This window comes from Vibrio sp. YYF0003, from assembly GCF_036350715.1.
GTDB classification, from domain to species: domain Bacteria; phylum Pseudomonadota; class Gammaproteobacteria; order Enterobacterales; family Vibrionaceae; genus Vibrio; species Vibrio natriegens.
Map to the genome: position 1 here is coordinate 396,053 of NZ_JAZDWA010000003.1, position 15,977 is coordinate 412,029.

Sequence of the window (15,977 nt, forward strand, 5' to 3'; positions counted from 1 at the left end):
CTCCTTACAGCTTATAGGTGTCGTCGATTTCAACCACAGGCTCGAATGTCTTACCCGATTTCATCGCTTTTTGAGTTTCTTTTTTCACATCACTGTCGATCCAGTATGTGCCGTCACCAATAACACCATCACTGTAAAGTGCTTCTGTCATACGGTTCATCGGTTTTTCTGGTAGCTTCAGCCAGCGCCAGTGGCCGTAGCGAACGTAAGGCACCATGTAGCCCGAGATGATCACGTGCGCGTCGATAATGTTGCGCTGTATTTCGTGTCCGAGTTTGATTTTCTTATCCATATCTAAACCGAAACGATACTCCATGATTTTTTCATCCAGCTCTGGTGTGCTGTAATTGGTGAAGTTGTTCGTTTGCGGCTTATTGGCATTGACCGAATGGAAGTATTCCCAATAGGTTGGAATTTCAGAAGTACTCATGGTCAGGAAAGCGAGATCGTGCTTTTTCTCACGCACATATTTGAACATCGAAGAACCATCCACCAGTTTCAGTTCAATGTCCAAACCAGCCAACTTAGCCTGCTCTTTTAGATAAGCGATACGCGGAGTGTGGACAGGCGTTCCATAGGTCAACTCGAAACTCAGTCGCTGACCTTCAGAGTTAACGCGAATGCCGTCAGCCCCAATTTGGTCAAAGCCTGCGGCTTCAAATGCTGCAATAGCTTTATCGACATCAAAGGCGGGTGCTTTTACATCCGGCAGCGAGTATTTGCCATGCCCAAAACCGGTTGGATTAGGCTTACGAGAGTAGTCACCGCGCAAGACATTTTCGATCATGCCATCGAAATCCGTCGCGTAGGTGACACCTTTGCGCACATTAAGATCATTCAATAGCGGTTGCGCCGTGTTGATCCAAAGGCCACCAGCCCCTACAGGATATTGGTTGTAGCCCCAGAACTTCTCGATGTAGCCCTTTTGATACGGTTCCGTGTTCGATTTATCATGCCACAAACTTGGTAGTATTAAGCCAAAGGCGTCGAGATTGCCTTTCTCAAAGTGCTTCATCGCAATGTCATTATCACGAATGACAGTGATACGAATCTTGTCGACGTTGTAGCGGTTTTGGTAGTACTTATTGCTATAGCCCCACCAGTCTTTACCAACGTGTTTAAACGTTACGCTTTTGCCTTTCTTGATATCATCCAGGTAATAAGCGCTTGTGGTTGGTTCACTTTTAAAGTTGTAGTAACGAACAAAATCATCATGGATGCCATCGCCGTTTTCATCTTTGCCAGGGTTAGCATAGAAATGCGCTGGGCGTGGGCGTAACGCGCCCATTCTCAACATCAGTTCTTCTTGGTTGAACTCTTTAGCTGCTACAACTGAAAACGTGTGATCATCGAATTTAACGACGTCTGCGACCGTTTTGTTGTAGTAGTCGTTATACCAAGGCTCAAGAATATCTGCGGAACGGTAGAACTTGAGCATGAAGACAAAATCGTCTGCAGTCACTGGCTTGCCATCCGACCATTTCGCTTTCGGGTTTAGTCGGAAGTAAACCGTCTTATTATCACCAGCCAACGCCCATTCATTTGCCAGCTCAGGAATGAATTCCAAAGTATCCGGATGGCGCACCACCAACCCCGGAGTGTCATCTAACAAGAAAGCACGCAGTCCTGCGTTCGCGTCTGGCCCTACGCTACGTAATGTCTGCGGAAAACTCGACATATAAGTGCGATAAGTGCCACCACGCTTAGCTTCTGGAGAGCCATATTGCGGCTCATCCCAGTTTGTTTTCCATTCTAAGTCAGTCGGGAGCGTCGCGGACATCGCACCGAAACTCAGGGCGGTCAACGTAGACGCTAAAAGTAATCTATTCATAAAACTTCCCTTTTTTATGTTTTGTTCACTCGCTTAATTAAACATAGCGTGTGAATTTTTTCGGGTCGAAAGCCGCTCGGATCGCTTCACCAATGAAGGTCACCATCACCAATACCAATACAATTGAAGTCACTACTGAAGACACAATCCATGGCGAGTCTAAATTCGACTTACCTTGTTGCAGTAGCTCACCCCAGCTCGGTGTTGGTGGCATTAGGCCAAGGCCTAAGTAATCTAACGCTGTTAGTGCAGTAATGTTAGCCGCAATAGTAAATGGAGCCAGTGTTACAATCATAACCATCGTATTAGGAAGTATATGATTAAATAGAATACGTCCCGTTGATGCACCCAAAGCACGCGCTGCCATCACGTATTCACGAGCCGACTCTTTATAGGTCATGGTCCTCATGTACCACGTCATCCCCATCCAGGAGAAGAGCACGTTGATGGCGACGAAGAGCGCAAAGGTGGGCTGAACGATTGAAACCAGAATCATAATCACGTACAGGAATGGCACCATCGACCAAATTTCGATCAATCGCTGAACGAACAAATCGAATTTTCCGCCCCAGAAACCCATCGTACAGCCGACTGCGGTACCAATCGCGTACGAGACGATCATGGTTAGCAAAGCAAATCCCATCGCGGTTCTAAAGCCATAAACCAGACGAGCTAAGATATCTCGACCGATAACGTCAGTACCTAAATAGTGCTTGTTCTCAGCGCTCGGTGCTGTTGGTGGGAAATCACCGCTGAAATCCTGCTCATACGGGTTCCAAGGAACGATCGGCAAAATGACAAAATTATCTCCACCTTGCTCTTCAAACACCTTCTGCAGTACACGGTAATCTGCTTCACTTGCGGAGTTTTGGCCGAAATCACTTCCTAAGCGTACATCACTGACCACAGGAAAGTAGAAACTGCCGTCATACTTCACGACGAGAGCTTTACTGTTGATCAACAGCTCTGCAAACAGAGAGAGGATCAGCATGATTGATAACACCACGAATGACCAGTAACCACGTTTGATCTCTTTAAAGTGGCGAATTTTCTTTTGAGTTAATGGACTGACTGTAAACATCTTACGCTCCAAACTTCACACGAGGGTCGACTAAAGCAACACAGACATCTGAAATGATGTTACCGATCAACAACAAGATCGCGTTGATGGCAACAATGCCCATTACTACAGGATAATCACGCTCCATGATGGACTCGTAGCCCAGCAGGCCAATACCATCGATGTTAAAGATAACCTCGATCAGGAATGCACCCGTCATAAAGAAAAGTAAAGAGTTACCGAAATGGCTCGCAATCGGAATTAAACTGTTACGCAAAGCATGTCGGCGAACAGCTTTCTTGAAAGGCAAACCTTTTGCGATTGCAGTACGAATGTAATCTGATGACAGGTTTTCCATCAGGTTGTTTTTCATCGTCATTGTCAGCGTGGCAAAGTCACCAATCAGATAACAAATCAATGGCAACACGGCATGCCACATGATGTCCTTGGCTCGCTCAAAGAAGGTTTCATAGTCATCGAAGTCATCGCCAACAAAGCCTCCCATAGGGAACCACTCGAGGTGATAACTGAACAAGGTAATGAGAAGCACACCCACCACATACCCAGGTAAGGCATAGCCAACAAATATCAATATCGAGGAAGAGGAATCAAACACGGAGCCATGCTTGAGCGCCTTGTAATAACCGAGAGGAATGGAGATGAAGTAACTGATAAAGAACGTCATCCCCCCGTAAAACAGAGAAACAGGCAGTCGTTCTGCAATCATCTCTGATACTGGCTCGTAGTAACGGGTTGATTCACCAAGATCTAAAGTAACCAATCGACTTAACCACTCGACGTACGCTTCCATCACTGGCTTGTCCAAACCATAGAAAGCATTTAACTCTGCGATTTGATCGTCAGAAAGCGCGGTGTTACCACCCGCAGACGTCATAGAGGCGGCGCCATCTCCCTGTGATTGCATTTGAGACAACATACGCTCAACAGGTCCACCCGGTACAAAACGAGTAATGGCGAAAATAAGAATGGTAATTCCGAGAAACGTCGGAATCACTAACGCTAAACGGCGTAAAAAGTACGACAGCATATACAACTTGCTCCTTGTCTACTGTCCAATTTAGACCGGCGTAACAGAAAAAATACCGGCCCCAAATGGTGCATATCTATCTTGCAGAAATTCAAATCACTGAAGCACGTTCCATGTGGGTCAATAACTTGTTTTTTATCACTGCAATAATGTCAGCGTCATATTTAGCTTGAATCCACATTGGCTTCAAGTGTTTAAAAACAAAACATGACGCACTTCGTCCACTATCAAAAAAAACGCAATATTTTGGTAAAAAATGATAAAAAACCACAAAAATAATTCATACAGAATATCAATCTGACTAAATTAGAGCCAAAACCCTACATAAAAATGCAGAAATTAAGAATAATAAGACAATTCCCAACCAAGCATATTGACTCGAAATCACGAGTGAGCCCTTTGGTAGCAACGGGTATCATATTTTGATACCACCCTACGTGCTAGAGCTAACTTGATTAGCTTTACATATAAAACCCATGTCAGAATTATTCACTGGAAAAATACTTTTTTTCAGATTCAATTACCCGCTTAAAAACCATACACAACATAACCCATTAAAGTTTACAAGAAAGACAAAACACGGTGTTTTATCGAGGTTTAATGTCATTTTTTTATAATTGCTTGGTTAATTATTCTGCAATTCACAATCTCTTCAGATTTTTACATCTTTTTTACATTTGACCATCCTAGTTTACTACTGGTTTGACTTCCTTTTTTGACCTCGGTTATACATTGGCCGCACGTTAACGAAACATTAACGTCACATTTGGTCGTTTACGACCAGACACAGGAAATAATAATAAATTGGAGCAACAAGGATGTATAAAAACACAACAGCTTTATCTGTTGCGATCAGCCTTGCTTTGGGTACGGCGACGGCTTTCGCACCTGTAGCAGCTCAGGCAGAAGAGCAGCAAGTTGAAAAACTTCAAAAAATGAAAGTTACTGGTTCGCGCCTTACGCGCGCATCAATGGAAGGAAGCACTCCGATAGCAGTGATCGGTCGTGCGGAGATCGAACGTGCTGGTGACGTATCGATTGCAGACGTTCTACGTAAATCTTCATTCAACTCATTTGGTTCTTACAGTGAAAGCTCTGGTAGCTCATGGCAAAGCCAGGCAACCATGTCTCTGCGTGGTTTAGGCGCTTCACGTACTTTGGTTCTTGTTAACGGTAAACGTCTTCCTGGTTCTGCAACCATGGGTGGCGGCGCAGCAAACATCAACGCTATCCCATCAGCGATTGTTGAGCGTGTTGAAGTAATGGCCGACGGTGGCTCAGCGGTATACGGTTCTGATGCGGTTGCTGGTGTAGTTAACATCATCCTGAAAGAAGAGTTTGATGGCATTAACGTAACGGTTGGTTCAGGCATCCCTAGCCAGGAAGGCGGTGATGAAGGAAACGTTGCGCTTGTGATGGGTACCAGCGGCGAGAAAGGTAACATCATGTTCTCGTTTGAGCATGACAGCAAAGATGAAATCTACCAACGCGATCGCGATTACCTAAGCTCAACGAATACTGACGCAGCGAACTACTTCGATATGTCTGGCGTAAGTATTTACGGACGTAACGTGTACCATGACGGCGAGTTGAAAGCGCTTAACGGTTACAACACTGATGCATCTTGTACATCAAAAGGGTTTGTTGGCCTAACAAACTACCCGGGCCTGGGTGACATCTGTGGTTACGACTACACTGGCGAAGCGGCTCAAACTGCCTCTCTAGAGCGTAACACTGTATTTGTTAACGGTAATATCTTCCTGACTGACGACACTACGTTTAACTCACAGCTACTGTTGAACCGTAACGAAAGTTTTGGCCGTTTTGCACCTGCTGCAGGCTACTTTACCGTTGATCCTACTACTAGTGGCGGTGCTGATTTCTTCACTGAAAATGGTCTTGATCCAACGAAAGGTCCAGCAGCCGTCTACTACCGTTTCAACAACGTTGGTACACGTGATAATACCGTTAAAGACTTCCAGGCTGACTTCAAAGCAGGTTTAGATGGCACGCTTTACACTGACACATTCGGTGACGTGATTTGGGAAGCTGGCTACCATATGAACTACTCCAACGGTAGCGAAACAGGTACTGGTTATGTCTTCGGTTCAGCAGCATCACAACTGGCTGAGTCAGGCCAATTTGTAAACGGTGAGTTCAGCGCAGACGCGACAGATCAGCTTTCTGCAGGTACTGGCCGTGAAACAGAAATGGAAATGCACCAATTCTCTGGCGGTCTTCAGTTTGACCTTGCGCAAGTGGGTGACGTAACGATTCCACTGTACCTTGGTGCCGAGTTCACAACTTACGATTACTCAGACATCTACGATCCACAAAGTGAAGCGGGTAACATCATCGGTAGTGCGGGTAACTCTGCTGCAGGTGATCGCGAAACTTACGCATTCTACGCGGAATCTTTGATCGCATTCACTGATGAGCTAGAAATGAACATCGCGGCTCGTTACGACCACTACAGTGACTTCGGTGATGAAATCTCGCCAAAAGTATCATTCCGTTACCAGCCTCTTGATAACCTGATGTTCCGCGCTGGCGCTGGCATGGGTTTCCGTGCTCCAACACTATCTGACCTTTACGCGGCTGACAGCTACTCGTCAGACTTCGCAAAAGACTACAGCTACTGTTCAGCGAATGGCATTGCATATGCAGACTGTCCAGAAACTCAATACGATGTGACTCGTACTGCCAACGAAGATCTGGAAGCAGAAACATCAGTATCGTTTAACTTTGGTGTGAGCTACTCACCAATCGAAGATCTAGACGTAACAGTGGATTACTACAACATCAGCATTGATGACATGATCACACTGAATACTCTGCAAAGCATGATCGACGAAGAGCGTAGCTCTGGCGTTTCTAACCCGAACATCATCCGTGATGCAAATGGTCGTATCGTAGAAGCAACAGCGGGCCTTCAGAACCTAGGTACACTAGACACTTCTGGTATCGACCTGAAACTGGGCTACCGTTACGACTTCGATTACGCAACCGTTCGTTACGACTTTATGGGTAGCTACGTACTTGACTACAGCACACCTGAATACGTTGGCGGTCCAACAAACAACCAAGTAGGCCGCAACGGCTTGCCTGAGTACCGCTTCAACTCTGGTGTTGGTGTGAGCTTCCTTGAAGATCACGACATCTACCTATCTGCAGATCACATCGCAGACCAGGCGCAAGATGTTGATGACAACTACAAGAAAATTGGCCACATCTCTTCACAAACAACGTGGAACGTGGCGTACAACTACCTGGCTCCATGGGATGCAAAATTCACAGCAGGTGTACGTAACCTGACTGACGAAGATCCAGCATTTGAAGCTGATGGCGTGACTTATGAGTCAGACCTATACAGCATTCAAGGCCGCGTTTACTTCTTGAAATACTCTCAAAACTTTTAATTAAGACCTTTGGCGCAGGAGGATTTCCTGCGCCCTATTCGACTGACTTTATACACTAACAAGGATGCTACTATGACGTTAAAGGAATTTGGCGTAAGTGCGTTGACTGCCGCGATCCTGTCGGTAAGTGGTGCAGCAATGGCTGCTGACTCAGGAACCGTAGTCTCTAATCAAGCACAAACCACTAAGTCTTCACAGGCTTCACAACAAAAAATCGACAACTATGCTGAAAGCACTGAAGGCATGTTGGCTGAATACAAAGGCTTACTTCGTCAAATCGACAGCATGAAAGTCTACAATGAGCAAATAAACCGTATGGTTCAATCTCAACAAGGTGAGTTGGATTCATTAAACAATCAGATTGCTCAAATCGATCAAACGGCAACCGAAGTTGTCCCTCTAACACTAAAAATGATCGATGCACTAGACGAATTCGTGACGCTCGACTTGCCGTTCCAAAAAGAAGAACGTAATAAACGCGTTCAAGAATTACGTCGCCTGATGGATCGTGCAGACGTAACGACTTCAGAGAAATTCCGTAAAGTAATGGAAGCTTACCAAATCGAAGAAGGTTTCTCGCGCTCAATCGAATCTTACAAAGCTAGCCTTGACCGTGGCGGCGAAGTTGTGACTTACGACTTCTTGCGTATTGGTCGTACGGCACTTCTATTCCAATCTCCAGACGGCGGTGAAACGGGTATGTGGAACCAACAAACTCGTCAATGGGAAACATTACCTGAAAGCTACCGTATTGCTGTACAGCAAGGTCTGCGCATCGCTAAGAAGCAAGCGCCACCATCGCTGATCAAACTGCCTGTATTTGCTGGGGAGGAATAAGAGATGAAAGGATTCAAAACTCTAGCCGCTGGTCTATTAGCTAGCTTATTTATGGTTTCTGGCGTTCAAGCAGAAACCCCACAAACTCTTTCCGAACTACTGAAAAACGTAAAATCAGAAAGTATTGTTGAATCGAAAGAAAACAAAGAACGCGAAGCAATCTTCAAGCGCGATCGTGATCAACAAGCCGTGTTGCTACAACAAGCGCGCGATGAGCTTGCCTCACAACAAGCACTGGGTGATCAGCTAAAAGCAACATTCGACGAAAACGACAAACAACTGACTGAACTAACCGAAACACTGCGCGTTCGTTCAGGTACCTTGGGTGAAATGTTTGGTGTAGTTCGTCAATACGCAGGCGAATTTAAAGGTCTGTTTGCCGCTTCGCAAAATGCCGTTCAGTTCCCAGAGCGTGATGCACTGCTGACGAAACTGGCAGAAAGTAAAGAACTACCATCAACTCAAGAGCTGGAAGCATTCTGGCACACTATTCTTCAACAAGTTGTCGTATCTGGTGATACATCAACAACACAAGCAACCGTTGTTTACGGTGAAGGTAAAGAAGCCGTTCGCGACGTAACGCTAGTAGGTGAGTTCAACGCAATTGCAGATGGCAAATACGTTATTTACGTACCTCAAACTGGCAAGTTTGAAGAACTATCACGTCAGCCAAGCAAAAACATCACAAGCCAAGTGGCTGGTTTCGAATCAGCAGAAGGCACATATGAGCCGCTGTTCCTTGACCCGTCTCGTGGCGTAATCCTATCGCTATTGGTACAGAGCCCGACCGTTCAGGAACGTATTGACCAAGGTGGTATCGTTGGTTACGTCATCCTAGCAATGGGTGCTGTCGGTGTCATCATTGCACTGTTCTGCTTCCTACGCCTTCAAGTTATCGGTGGCAAAATGCGTAAACAGGCGAAATCTGACACGGTTATCCCTGGCAACCCACTGGGTGAAGTTATCCAAGCTTACCAAGAGCACAAAGGCGACAACCTTGAAGATCTGGAAGCGAAACTGGACGAAATCATCCTACGCAATGCGCCAAGCATCGAACGCTTTGTTAGCTCAATCAAACTGTTTGCCTCTGTTGCACCGCTACTAGGTCTATTGGGTACAGTAATGGGCATGATCGGTACCTTCCAGGCAATCACGCTATTTGGTACAGGCGATCCGAAACTAATGGCTGGCGGTATTTCTGAAGCATTGGTAACCACCATGCTAGGTCTGGTTGTCGCAATTCCTCTACTGTTCCTTTACACCATCGTACACAGTAAAGGTCGTCGTTTGGTTCAAACTCTTGAAGAACAGAGTGCAGGTTTCATCGCTCGCTATCAGGAAAAACTACATAAAGCCGAAAGCTAAGGAGGCGTTATGTGGTGGTTAGTTGGAGAACTTGAATCAATTAGGCGCTTCTTGGGAATGGGTGGCGATGTACTCGTCGCCATCTTCATCCTCAGCTTCATGTTGTGGGCAGTGCTGCTAGAACGCTGGTTCTACTTTGCCGCCGTCGCTCCGAGAGCCGCGAAAAAAGCCGTGACTCTTTGGAGTGAGCGTTCAGAACATCAAAGCTGGAACGCAAAGATGATCCGACAAGAAATCGTTTCTCGTCAGGATATTGAGAATAAAAAGGGTCTGCCAATCGTGAAAGTATTGATTGCGCTTTGTCCCCTACTCGGTCTGCTCGGCACGGTTGTCGGCATGATCCAGGTATTCGACATCTTAGCGGTAACAGGAACAGGAAGCCCTCGAGCAATGGCCTCGGGGATCTCAAAGGCAACAATCCCAACGTTAGCCGGGATGGTGGCTTCTCTGTCAGGACTGTTCTTTAGTTCACGTCTTGATCATTTAGCCAAAGTCACAACGCAAAAGCTGGAAGATAAGCTTAAGCATATTGCCTGAGTAAATGGAATTAGAGGTATAGGTCATGAAAAGACGCTATAGCAGTGATAGCAGTGATGAAACCGCTATCGATATGACACCGATGCTCGACATCGTATTCATCATGTTGATCTTCTTTATCGTAACAACATCGTTCGTTAAAGAAGCTGGTATTGAAGTAAACCGCCCAACGGCAAGCTCAGCGCAAACCGTGAAGAAAGGTAACATCATGGTTGCCGTTGGTGCAGCTGGTGACGTTTGGGTTGATAAACGACGCATTGAAGTCGACGCCGTTCGCGCCAACATCGAGCGTCTTCGCGCAGAAAGCCCTGATGGTGCAGTTGTTATCCAGGCGGATACAGAAGCCAACGCAGGCGTAGTCGTGAAGGTTATGGACCAGATCAAGATGGCAGGTGTAGAAAGCATCTCCATTGCCGCAACCGGTAAGGATTAAGCTTATGCGGTATCTGGCCTCAATTGCACTGGCGCTCATTGTCTCCCTCGGATTGTTCTGGGGGATGGACAAGCTGGTAAACAAAGAGCGCCACGAGCTAGTGTCGAATGATGATCAGCGTATGGTCGATTTCATTCGCATTAAACCAGACGAAAAAGTACAGGAGAAAAAACGCGAACTCCCGAAACCACCACCACCTAAGCGTCCGCCGCCACCACCAGAAATGAAGGTGACGTCGACCGTGAAACCGGTGATGGATCAAGTTCCAATGAACATGCCTAATCTAGACCTTCCAGTTAACGTAACGGGTGGTTCAGTACTGGGTCACTACACACAAGGTGGTGGTGCTCAGGTCATTGGCGGCGGAGGCCCGGTTCCTCTGGCCACGTTCCAACCGCAGATGCCTCGTAAAGCGGCACGCTCGGGACTTGAGAAAGGTATCGTACTTGTAGAGTTTACCGTTAACGAACGCGGTGGCGTCGAAGATGTAAAAGTCTTAAAAGAAACACCACGTAAGTTAGGCTTGGGTAAAGCAGCGAAAACAACCGTAGCTAAATGGACCTTCAAACCTAAGATGGTCGATGGTAAAGCCGTGAGTTCTCGCCTTTCTCAAGAAATCGAGTTCTCTACCAACTAAGGAGTCGCAATCATGAAATCATACACAAAATTGTTGGCTTCTCTGGTGTTCATTGCAGGCGCGTACGGCGCGCCTGCTTTTTCCAGCACTCCTGAGTTGTCTGACAGAACATTCAGAACCGTCAATAAAGTTCAGGAACTGATCGCAACGGAAAAGTATTCGGAAGCGATTTCGAAACTGAACTCAGCGTTAAGTAGCAGCAAACGTGAATACGACCGCGCCGTGTTATTGCAACAAATGGGCTTCTTGTACTCGTTGCAAGATAACTATCCCAAAGCGGTCAAATACTTTGCTGATGCTTTGAGTTTGAACGCGCTGCCTGTCCCTGTTGCTCAACAGGTTCGCTACAGCGTGGCTCAGCTTTATCTTGCTGAAGGTCAGTTTAAAAAGTCCGTCTCTACTATGAAAGAGTGGTTCAAAATTGCCGAGACAACGGAAGAAAAACCGCAAGCTCATGCCTACATCACGCTGGCGAGTGCTTATATTCAGCTAGAAGATTACAAAAACGCGATTCCACCGACTAAACAGGCCATCGCAATGAGTAAAGACCCTAGCGAATCCTGGTACCAGCTGCTGATGTCTGCGCATTATGAACTCAAACAGTTCAAGAGCGTGGCCGGTGTTCTGAAGATTTTAACCACCAAGTACCCGAAAAATAAGCGTTACTGGACGCAATTGTCTGGTATCTACATGGAGTTAAACCAAGAGCGTAATGCCCTTTCTACTCTGGAGATGGCCTATAAACTAGGTCTTCTGGAAGATGAAAAAGAGTACCTGCGCTTAGTGAACTTCCAGGCTTATCAAGGCGTACCATTCCGAGCAGCAAAAACACTTCAAACGGCCTTTGACGAAGGTCATGTAGAGCGTAACGCGGAGAATCTAGAAAAGCAGGGGGCATTCTGGCAGCAAGCACAGGAGCTTGGACGTGCAATCGACGTCTACCAACAAGCTTATAACTTGGCTCCAAAGGCGAAAACTCAAATCAAAATCGCTCGTCTGATGATTTTAGACAAGCAATATTCAGAAGCGACGAAGTTTACTCAAAACGCCGCTCCTGATGCCAAGCGCGATCAAAAAGGCGAATTAGCCTACATTCGTGGCATGGCATATTTTGAGCTGAACCAGCCAGACAGTGCTCTTAAAGCAATGCAAAGTGCCGCTCAGTCTCCTGACTTGAAAGCCGTTGCGAACCCTTGGATCACTTTCTTAGAAAGCCAGGGCTAAGCTCAGACAAGTCAATAAACTTAAAAAATTAAGTGTGAGTCAGTCGCACGCCTGGGGAAGTGAAAGCTTCCCCTTTTTTCCGTCTATTTAGAAACCGAGTCCGAATAAGTCACATCAGCATAAATTGCTCTTTTATTGGGAGTGAGTACAGATAGAAAGATCAACTGGCAACAATATAGAGATCATGATACTCTTCGCCTCCATTTTTCTGGCGGGATTATCACCAATATCCATCCCTTTGGTGGTTAATTCAACAACGCCAGTGCTATCGTTATAAGACTGTCGCGACTTTCCGTCGGCACTCAATCAATCCAATCAATAGTGGAACAGTACAATGGGCAAAGGTACTCTCTATATCGTATCTGCACCTAGCGGCGCAGGTAAATCTAGCTTGATCTCAGCAATGTTGGAGCGCAATCCGACATACGCAATGAAAGTGTCTGTGTCTCACACCACTCGCGACATGCGCCCTGGTGAAGAAAACGGTATCCACTACCACTTCGTCGCAAAAGAAGAGTTTGAAGCTCTTATTGCGAAAGGTGACTTTTTGGAATACGCCGAAGTATTCGGTAACTACTATGGCACTTCCCGCGTCTGGATTGAAGAAACGCTAAACAAAGGTATCGACGTATTTTTGGATATCGACTGGCAGGGTGCACGACAAATTCGTGAGCAAATGCCTGAAGCAAAAAGCATCTTCATTCTGCCACCATCCAATGGTGAGCTAGAGCGTCGCCTGAACACTCGCGGCCAAGACAGCGATGAAGTCATTGCCAAGCGCATGGCAGAAGCCAAGTCAGAAATCTCGCATTACAACGAGTACGATTACGTGATTGTAAACGACGATTTCGATACAGCGCTGATGGACTTTAAAGCGATTCTTCGAGCTGAAAGATTGAAGGAAGAAAAGCAAGCTGCTAAATATAAAGGTATGCTTGACGCGTTGTTAGCAGAGTAACTTCAATATAAAGTCACGCTGTAAAACATAAAGAATTCTTGCTTCTTTGCTCTTAATTTTCCGTAGCAAAGAGCAGACAATAAAACACCGGAGAAAGCCCGCTTACAGTGGCACGTCTAATTGCTAGTAAATAAAGCAGTTAGACTGTATACTTTCTCGTCATTCTAATATTTTAGTTAACTATTTGGAGTCCTCATGGCACGCGTAACTGTTCAAGACGCTGTTGAAAAAGTTGGCAACCGTTTCGACCTAGTACTGATTGCGGCTCGCCGCGCTCGTCAAATGCAAACTGGCGGTAAAGATGCACTAGTGCCAGAAGAGAACGATAAGCCAACGGTTATCGCACTTCGCGAAATCGAAGAAGGTTTAATCACGAAAGAAGTTCTGGACGCTCGTGAACGTCAAGAACAACAAGAGCAAGAAGCGGCAGAGCTAGCGGCAGTAAGCAGCATCGCTCACAACCGTTAATTCTGACTCGAGAATTCAACAACCTCCCGGGCCTATAATTTGTATCTATTCGATAGCCTCAAAGACGTTGCCCAAGAATACCTAACAGAGCCTCAGATTGAGGCTCTGCGTCAATCTTATGTGGTAGCGCGAGATGCCCATGAAGGGCAAACCCGTTCTAGCGGTGAACCATACATCATCCACCCTGTCGCTGTGTCTCGAATCCTGGCAGAAATGCGTCTGGATATCGAAACCCTCCAAGCTGCTCTATTGCATGACGTCATTGAAGATTGTGATGTCAGTAAAGAAGATCTCGAAGAGCAATTCGGTAATACTGTAGCTGAGCTGGTTGATGGTGTATCTAAACTGGACAAACTCAAATTCCGTGACAGGAAAGAGGCTCAGGCTGAGAACTTTCGTAAGATGGTTCTGGCTATGGTGCAAGACATCCGCGTAATTCTGATCAAACTGGCTGACCGAACGCACAACATGCGCACGCTTGGAGCACTTCGACCAGACAAAAAACGCCGTATCGCTCGTGAAACTCTAGAGATTTATGCGCCACTCGCCCACCGTCTTGGTATTCACAATATCAAAACCGAGCTGGAAGAGTTGGGCTTTGAAGCGCTTTACCCAAACCGTTATCGCGTTCTAAAAGAAGTCGTGAAAACGGCACGTGGTAATCGTAAAGAGATGATCCAACGTATCCACAGCGAGATCGAAGGCCGCCTGCAAGATGTCGGTCTGAGTTCACGCGTTGTTGGACGTGAGAAGAACCTGTTCTCTATCTATAACAAGATGAAAACCAAAGAACAGCGCTTTCACACCATCATGGACATCTACGCTTTCCGAGTGGTTGTTGATACTGCAGATACGTGTTATCGCGTTCTGGGCCAGGTGCACAGCTTATACAAGCCACGCCCAGGCCGCATGAAAGATTACATCGCGGTTCCAAAAGCCAACGGCTACCAATCGCTGCATACTTCGATGGTCGGCCCTCATGGTGTTCCGGTAGAAGTACAGATCCGTACTGAAGATATGGATCAAATGGCGGATAAAGGTGTTGCTGCGCATTGGTCTTACAAAGACAAAGGCGATACCTCTGGCACGACAGCGCAAGTGAAAGCTCAACGCTGGATGCAAAGCCTGCTTGAACTGCAGCAAAGCGCGGGTAACTCGTTCGAATTCATTGAAAACGTAAAATCGGATCTGTTCCCAGACGAAATTTACGTCTTCACACCAAAAGGTCGTATCGTCGAATTGCCACTTGGCGCGACAGCGGTTGACTTCGCCTACGCGGTGCATACTGATGTCGGCAACTCTTGTGTTGGTGCTCGTGTTGATCGTAACCCTTACCCACTGAGTAAGGCACTGAAAAACGGTCAAACGGTCGAGATCATCAGCGCACCTGGTGCACGTCCAAACGCAGCATGGCTGAACTATGTCGTGACTTCACGTGCACGTACCAAGATTCGTCAGGTTCTGAAAACCATGCGTCGTGAAGAGTCAATCACACTTGGTCGCCGCTTGCTGAATCACGCACTTGGTCGCCACTCTATTGACTCTATTTACCCAGATAACGTCCAGGAAGTCCTGACTGACCTTCGTTTGGAAAGTACCGATGACCTGTTGGCTGCAATTGGTTTGGGTGAGTTAATGAGTATCGTCATTGCGCGTCGTCTGCTAGGTGATACCGAAGAGCTGACCACAACCAGTTCGATTCCTGGTGATTCGAAGAAGAAGCTGCCAATTCGTGGCGCGGAAGGTTTATTGCTGACGTTTGCAAACTGTTGTCACCCAATTCCGGATGACCACATTATTGCGCACGTATCACCGGGCCGTGGATTAGTTGTTCACCGCGAAACCTGTCCAAACGTACGTGGTTACCAGAAAGAACCGGATCGCTACATGGCGGTTGCCTGGTCTGACGATTACGATAAAGAGTTCATCGCTGAACTCAAAGTCGACATGCTCAACCATCAGGGTGCGCTCGCTGAGCTAACCAACGTAATTTCGAAGACAGGCTCGAACATCCATGGCTTGTCAACGGAAGAACGTGATGGTCGCCTGTATACCGTCACCGTTCTGCTGACCACCAAAGATCGTGTTCACCTTGCTGGCATCATGAGAAAAATCAAAGCGATGCCACACGCGACTCGAGTCCGACGCAGAAGAAGATAA

The 15,977-nt window shown here is 46.5% G+C and carries 13 protein-coding genes; 10 read left to right on the plus strand and 3 right to left on the minus strand.

The genetic code is table 11. The features are described 5' to 3' along the window. Positions 1-4: 4 nt before the first annotated feature. The 3 genes from V1U08_RS12140 to V1U08_RS12150 are packed head-to-tail and all read right to left on the minus strand — an operon-like array spanning position 5 to position 3,939. Complete coding sequence (locus tag V1U08_RS12140; protein WP_330470688.1) at positions 5-1,831, minus strand: extracellular solute-binding protein; 1,827 nt, start codon at positions 1,829-1,831, stop codon at positions 5-7. Positions 1,832-1,868: 37 nt separating this feature from the next. Further along, on the minus strand, positions 1,869-2,912 hold the full coding sequence (locus tag V1U08_RS12145) for an ABC transporter permease (RefSeq protein ID WP_330470689.1): 1,044 nt from the start codon (positions 2,910-2,912) through the stop codon (positions 1,869-1,871). A 1-nt stretch (position 2,913) separates the two neighbouring features. Continuing rightward, complete coding sequence (locus V1U08_RS12150) at positions 2,914-3,939, minus strand: ABC transporter permease subunit (protein WP_014230569.1); 1,026 nt, start codon at positions 3,937-3,939, stop codon at positions 2,914-2,916. 818 nt (positions 3,940-4,757) lie between these two features. Between V1U08_RS12150 and V1U08_RS12155 the strand changes: the two genes are divergently transcribed. From V1U08_RS12155 to spoT, 10 genes are all read left to right on the plus strand, one after another. Further along, the gene (locus V1U08_RS12155) at positions 4,758-7,358 is read left to right on the plus strand and encodes a TonB-dependent receptor plug domain-containing protein (protein WP_118117439.1); all 2,601 of its coding nucleotides are present in this window, start codon (positions 4,758-4,760) and stop codon (positions 7,356-7,358) included. Positions 7,359-7,430: 72 nt separating this feature from the next. Continuing rightward, on the plus strand, positions 7,431-8,195 hold the full coding sequence (locus V1U08_RS12160; protein ID WP_176290599.1) for a DUF3450 domain-containing protein: 765 nt from the start codon (positions 7,431-7,433) through the stop codon (positions 8,193-8,195). A 3-nt stretch (positions 8,196-8,198) separates the two neighbouring features. Further along, positions 8,199-9,560: a MotA/TolQ/ExbB proton channel family protein gene (locus V1U08_RS12165; protein WP_020335707.1), complete on the plus strand. Its 1,362-nt coding sequence runs from the start codon at positions 8,199-8,201 to the stop codon at positions 9,558-9,560. Positions 9,561-9,569: 9 nt separating this feature from the next. Next, on the plus strand, positions 9,570-10,097 hold the full coding sequence (locus tag V1U08_RS12170) for a MotA/TolQ/ExbB proton channel family protein (RefSeq protein ID WP_005458945.1): 528 nt from the start codon (positions 9,570-9,572) through the stop codon (positions 10,095-10,097). Positions 10,098-10,122: 25 nt separating this feature from the next. After that, positions 10,123-10,530, plus strand: a complete 408-nt coding sequence (locus V1U08_RS12175; protein WP_014230564.1) for an ExbD/TolR family protein — start codon at positions 10,123-10,125, stop codon at positions 10,528-10,530. Positions 10,531-10,534: 4 nt separating this feature from the next. Continuing rightward, positions 10,535-11,167, plus strand: coding sequence for an energy transducer TonB (locus V1U08_RS12180; protein WP_014230563.1), 633 nt, complete (start codon positions 10,535-10,537; stop codon positions 11,165-11,167). Between the two features lie 12 nt (positions 11,168-11,179). Continuing rightward, positions 11,180-12,391, plus strand: coding sequence for a tetratricopeptide repeat protein (locus V1U08_RS12185; protein ID WP_014230562.1), 1,212 nt, complete (start codon positions 11,180-11,182; stop codon positions 12,389-12,391). 334 nt (positions 12,392-12,725) lie between these two features. Continuing rightward, a complete protein-coding gene (gmk, locus tag V1U08_RS12190) occupies positions 12,726-13,349 on the plus strand; it encodes a guanylate kinase (RefSeq protein WP_014230561.1) in 624 nt (207 codons plus the stop codon). Positions 13,350-13,544: 195 nt separating this feature from the next. Beyond that, entirely contained in the window at positions 13,545-13,817 is a 273-nt protein-coding gene (gene rpoZ / locus V1U08_RS12195; protein WP_005379346.1) for a DNA-directed RNA polymerase subunit omega, read from the plus strand. A 39-nt stretch (positions 13,818-13,856) separates the two neighbouring features. Then, a complete protein-coding gene (gene spoT / locus V1U08_RS12200) occupies positions 13,857-15,977 on the plus strand; it encodes a bifunctional GTP diphosphokinase/guanosine-3',5'-bis pyrophosphate 3'-pyrophosphohydrolase (protein ID WP_014230559.1) in 2,121 nt (706 codons plus the stop codon).

What these genes read in the sequence shown, in the direction of transcription:
- V1U08_RS12140 (WP_330470688.1), bottom strand. Translation starts at nt 1,831, where the DNA reads ATGAATAGATTACTTTTAGCGTCTACGTTGACCGCCCTGAGTTTCGGT.
- V1U08_RS12145 (WP_330470689.1), bottom strand. Translation starts at nt 2,912, where the DNA reads ATGTTTACAGTCAGTCCATTAACTCAAAAGAAAATTCGCCACTTTAAA.
- V1U08_RS12150 (WP_014230569.1), bottom strand. Translation starts at nt 3,939, where the DNA reads ATGCTGTCGTACTTTTTACGCCGTTTAGCGTTAGTGATTCCGACGTTT.
- V1U08_RS12155 (WP_118117439.1), top strand. Translation starts at nt 4,758, where the DNA reads ATGTATAAAAACACAACAGCTTTATCTGTTGCGATCAGCCTTGCTTTG.
- V1U08_RS12160 (WP_176290599.1), top strand. Translation starts at nt 7,431, where the DNA reads ATGACGTTAAAGGAATTTGGCGTAAGTGCGTTGACTGCCGCGATCCTG.
- V1U08_RS12165 (WP_020335707.1), top strand. Translation starts at nt 8,199, where the DNA reads ATGAAAGGATTCAAAACTCTAGCCGCTGGTCTATTAGCTAGCTTATTT.
- V1U08_RS12170 (WP_005458945.1), top strand. Translation starts at nt 9,570, where the DNA reads ATGTGGTGGTTAGTTGGAGAACTTGAATCAATTAGGCGCTTCTTGGGA.
- V1U08_RS12175 (WP_014230564.1), top strand. Translation starts at nt 10,123, where the DNA reads ATGAAAAGACGCTATAGCAGTGATAGCAGTGATGAAACCGCTATCGAT.
- V1U08_RS12180 (WP_014230563.1), top strand. Translation starts at nt 10,535, where the DNA reads ATGCGGTATCTGGCCTCAATTGCACTGGCGCTCATTGTCTCCCTCGGA.
- V1U08_RS12185 (WP_014230562.1), top strand. Translation starts at nt 11,180, where the DNA reads ATGAAATCATACACAAAATTGTTGGCTTCTCTGGTGTTCATTGCAGGC.
- gmk (WP_014230561.1), top strand. Translation starts at nt 12,726, where the DNA reads ATGGGCAAAGGTACTCTCTATATCGTATCTGCACCTAGCGGCGCAGGT.
- rpoZ (WP_005379346.1), top strand. Translation starts at nt 13,545, where the DNA reads ATGGCACGCGTAACTGTTCAAGACGCTGTTGAAAAAGTTGGCAACCGT.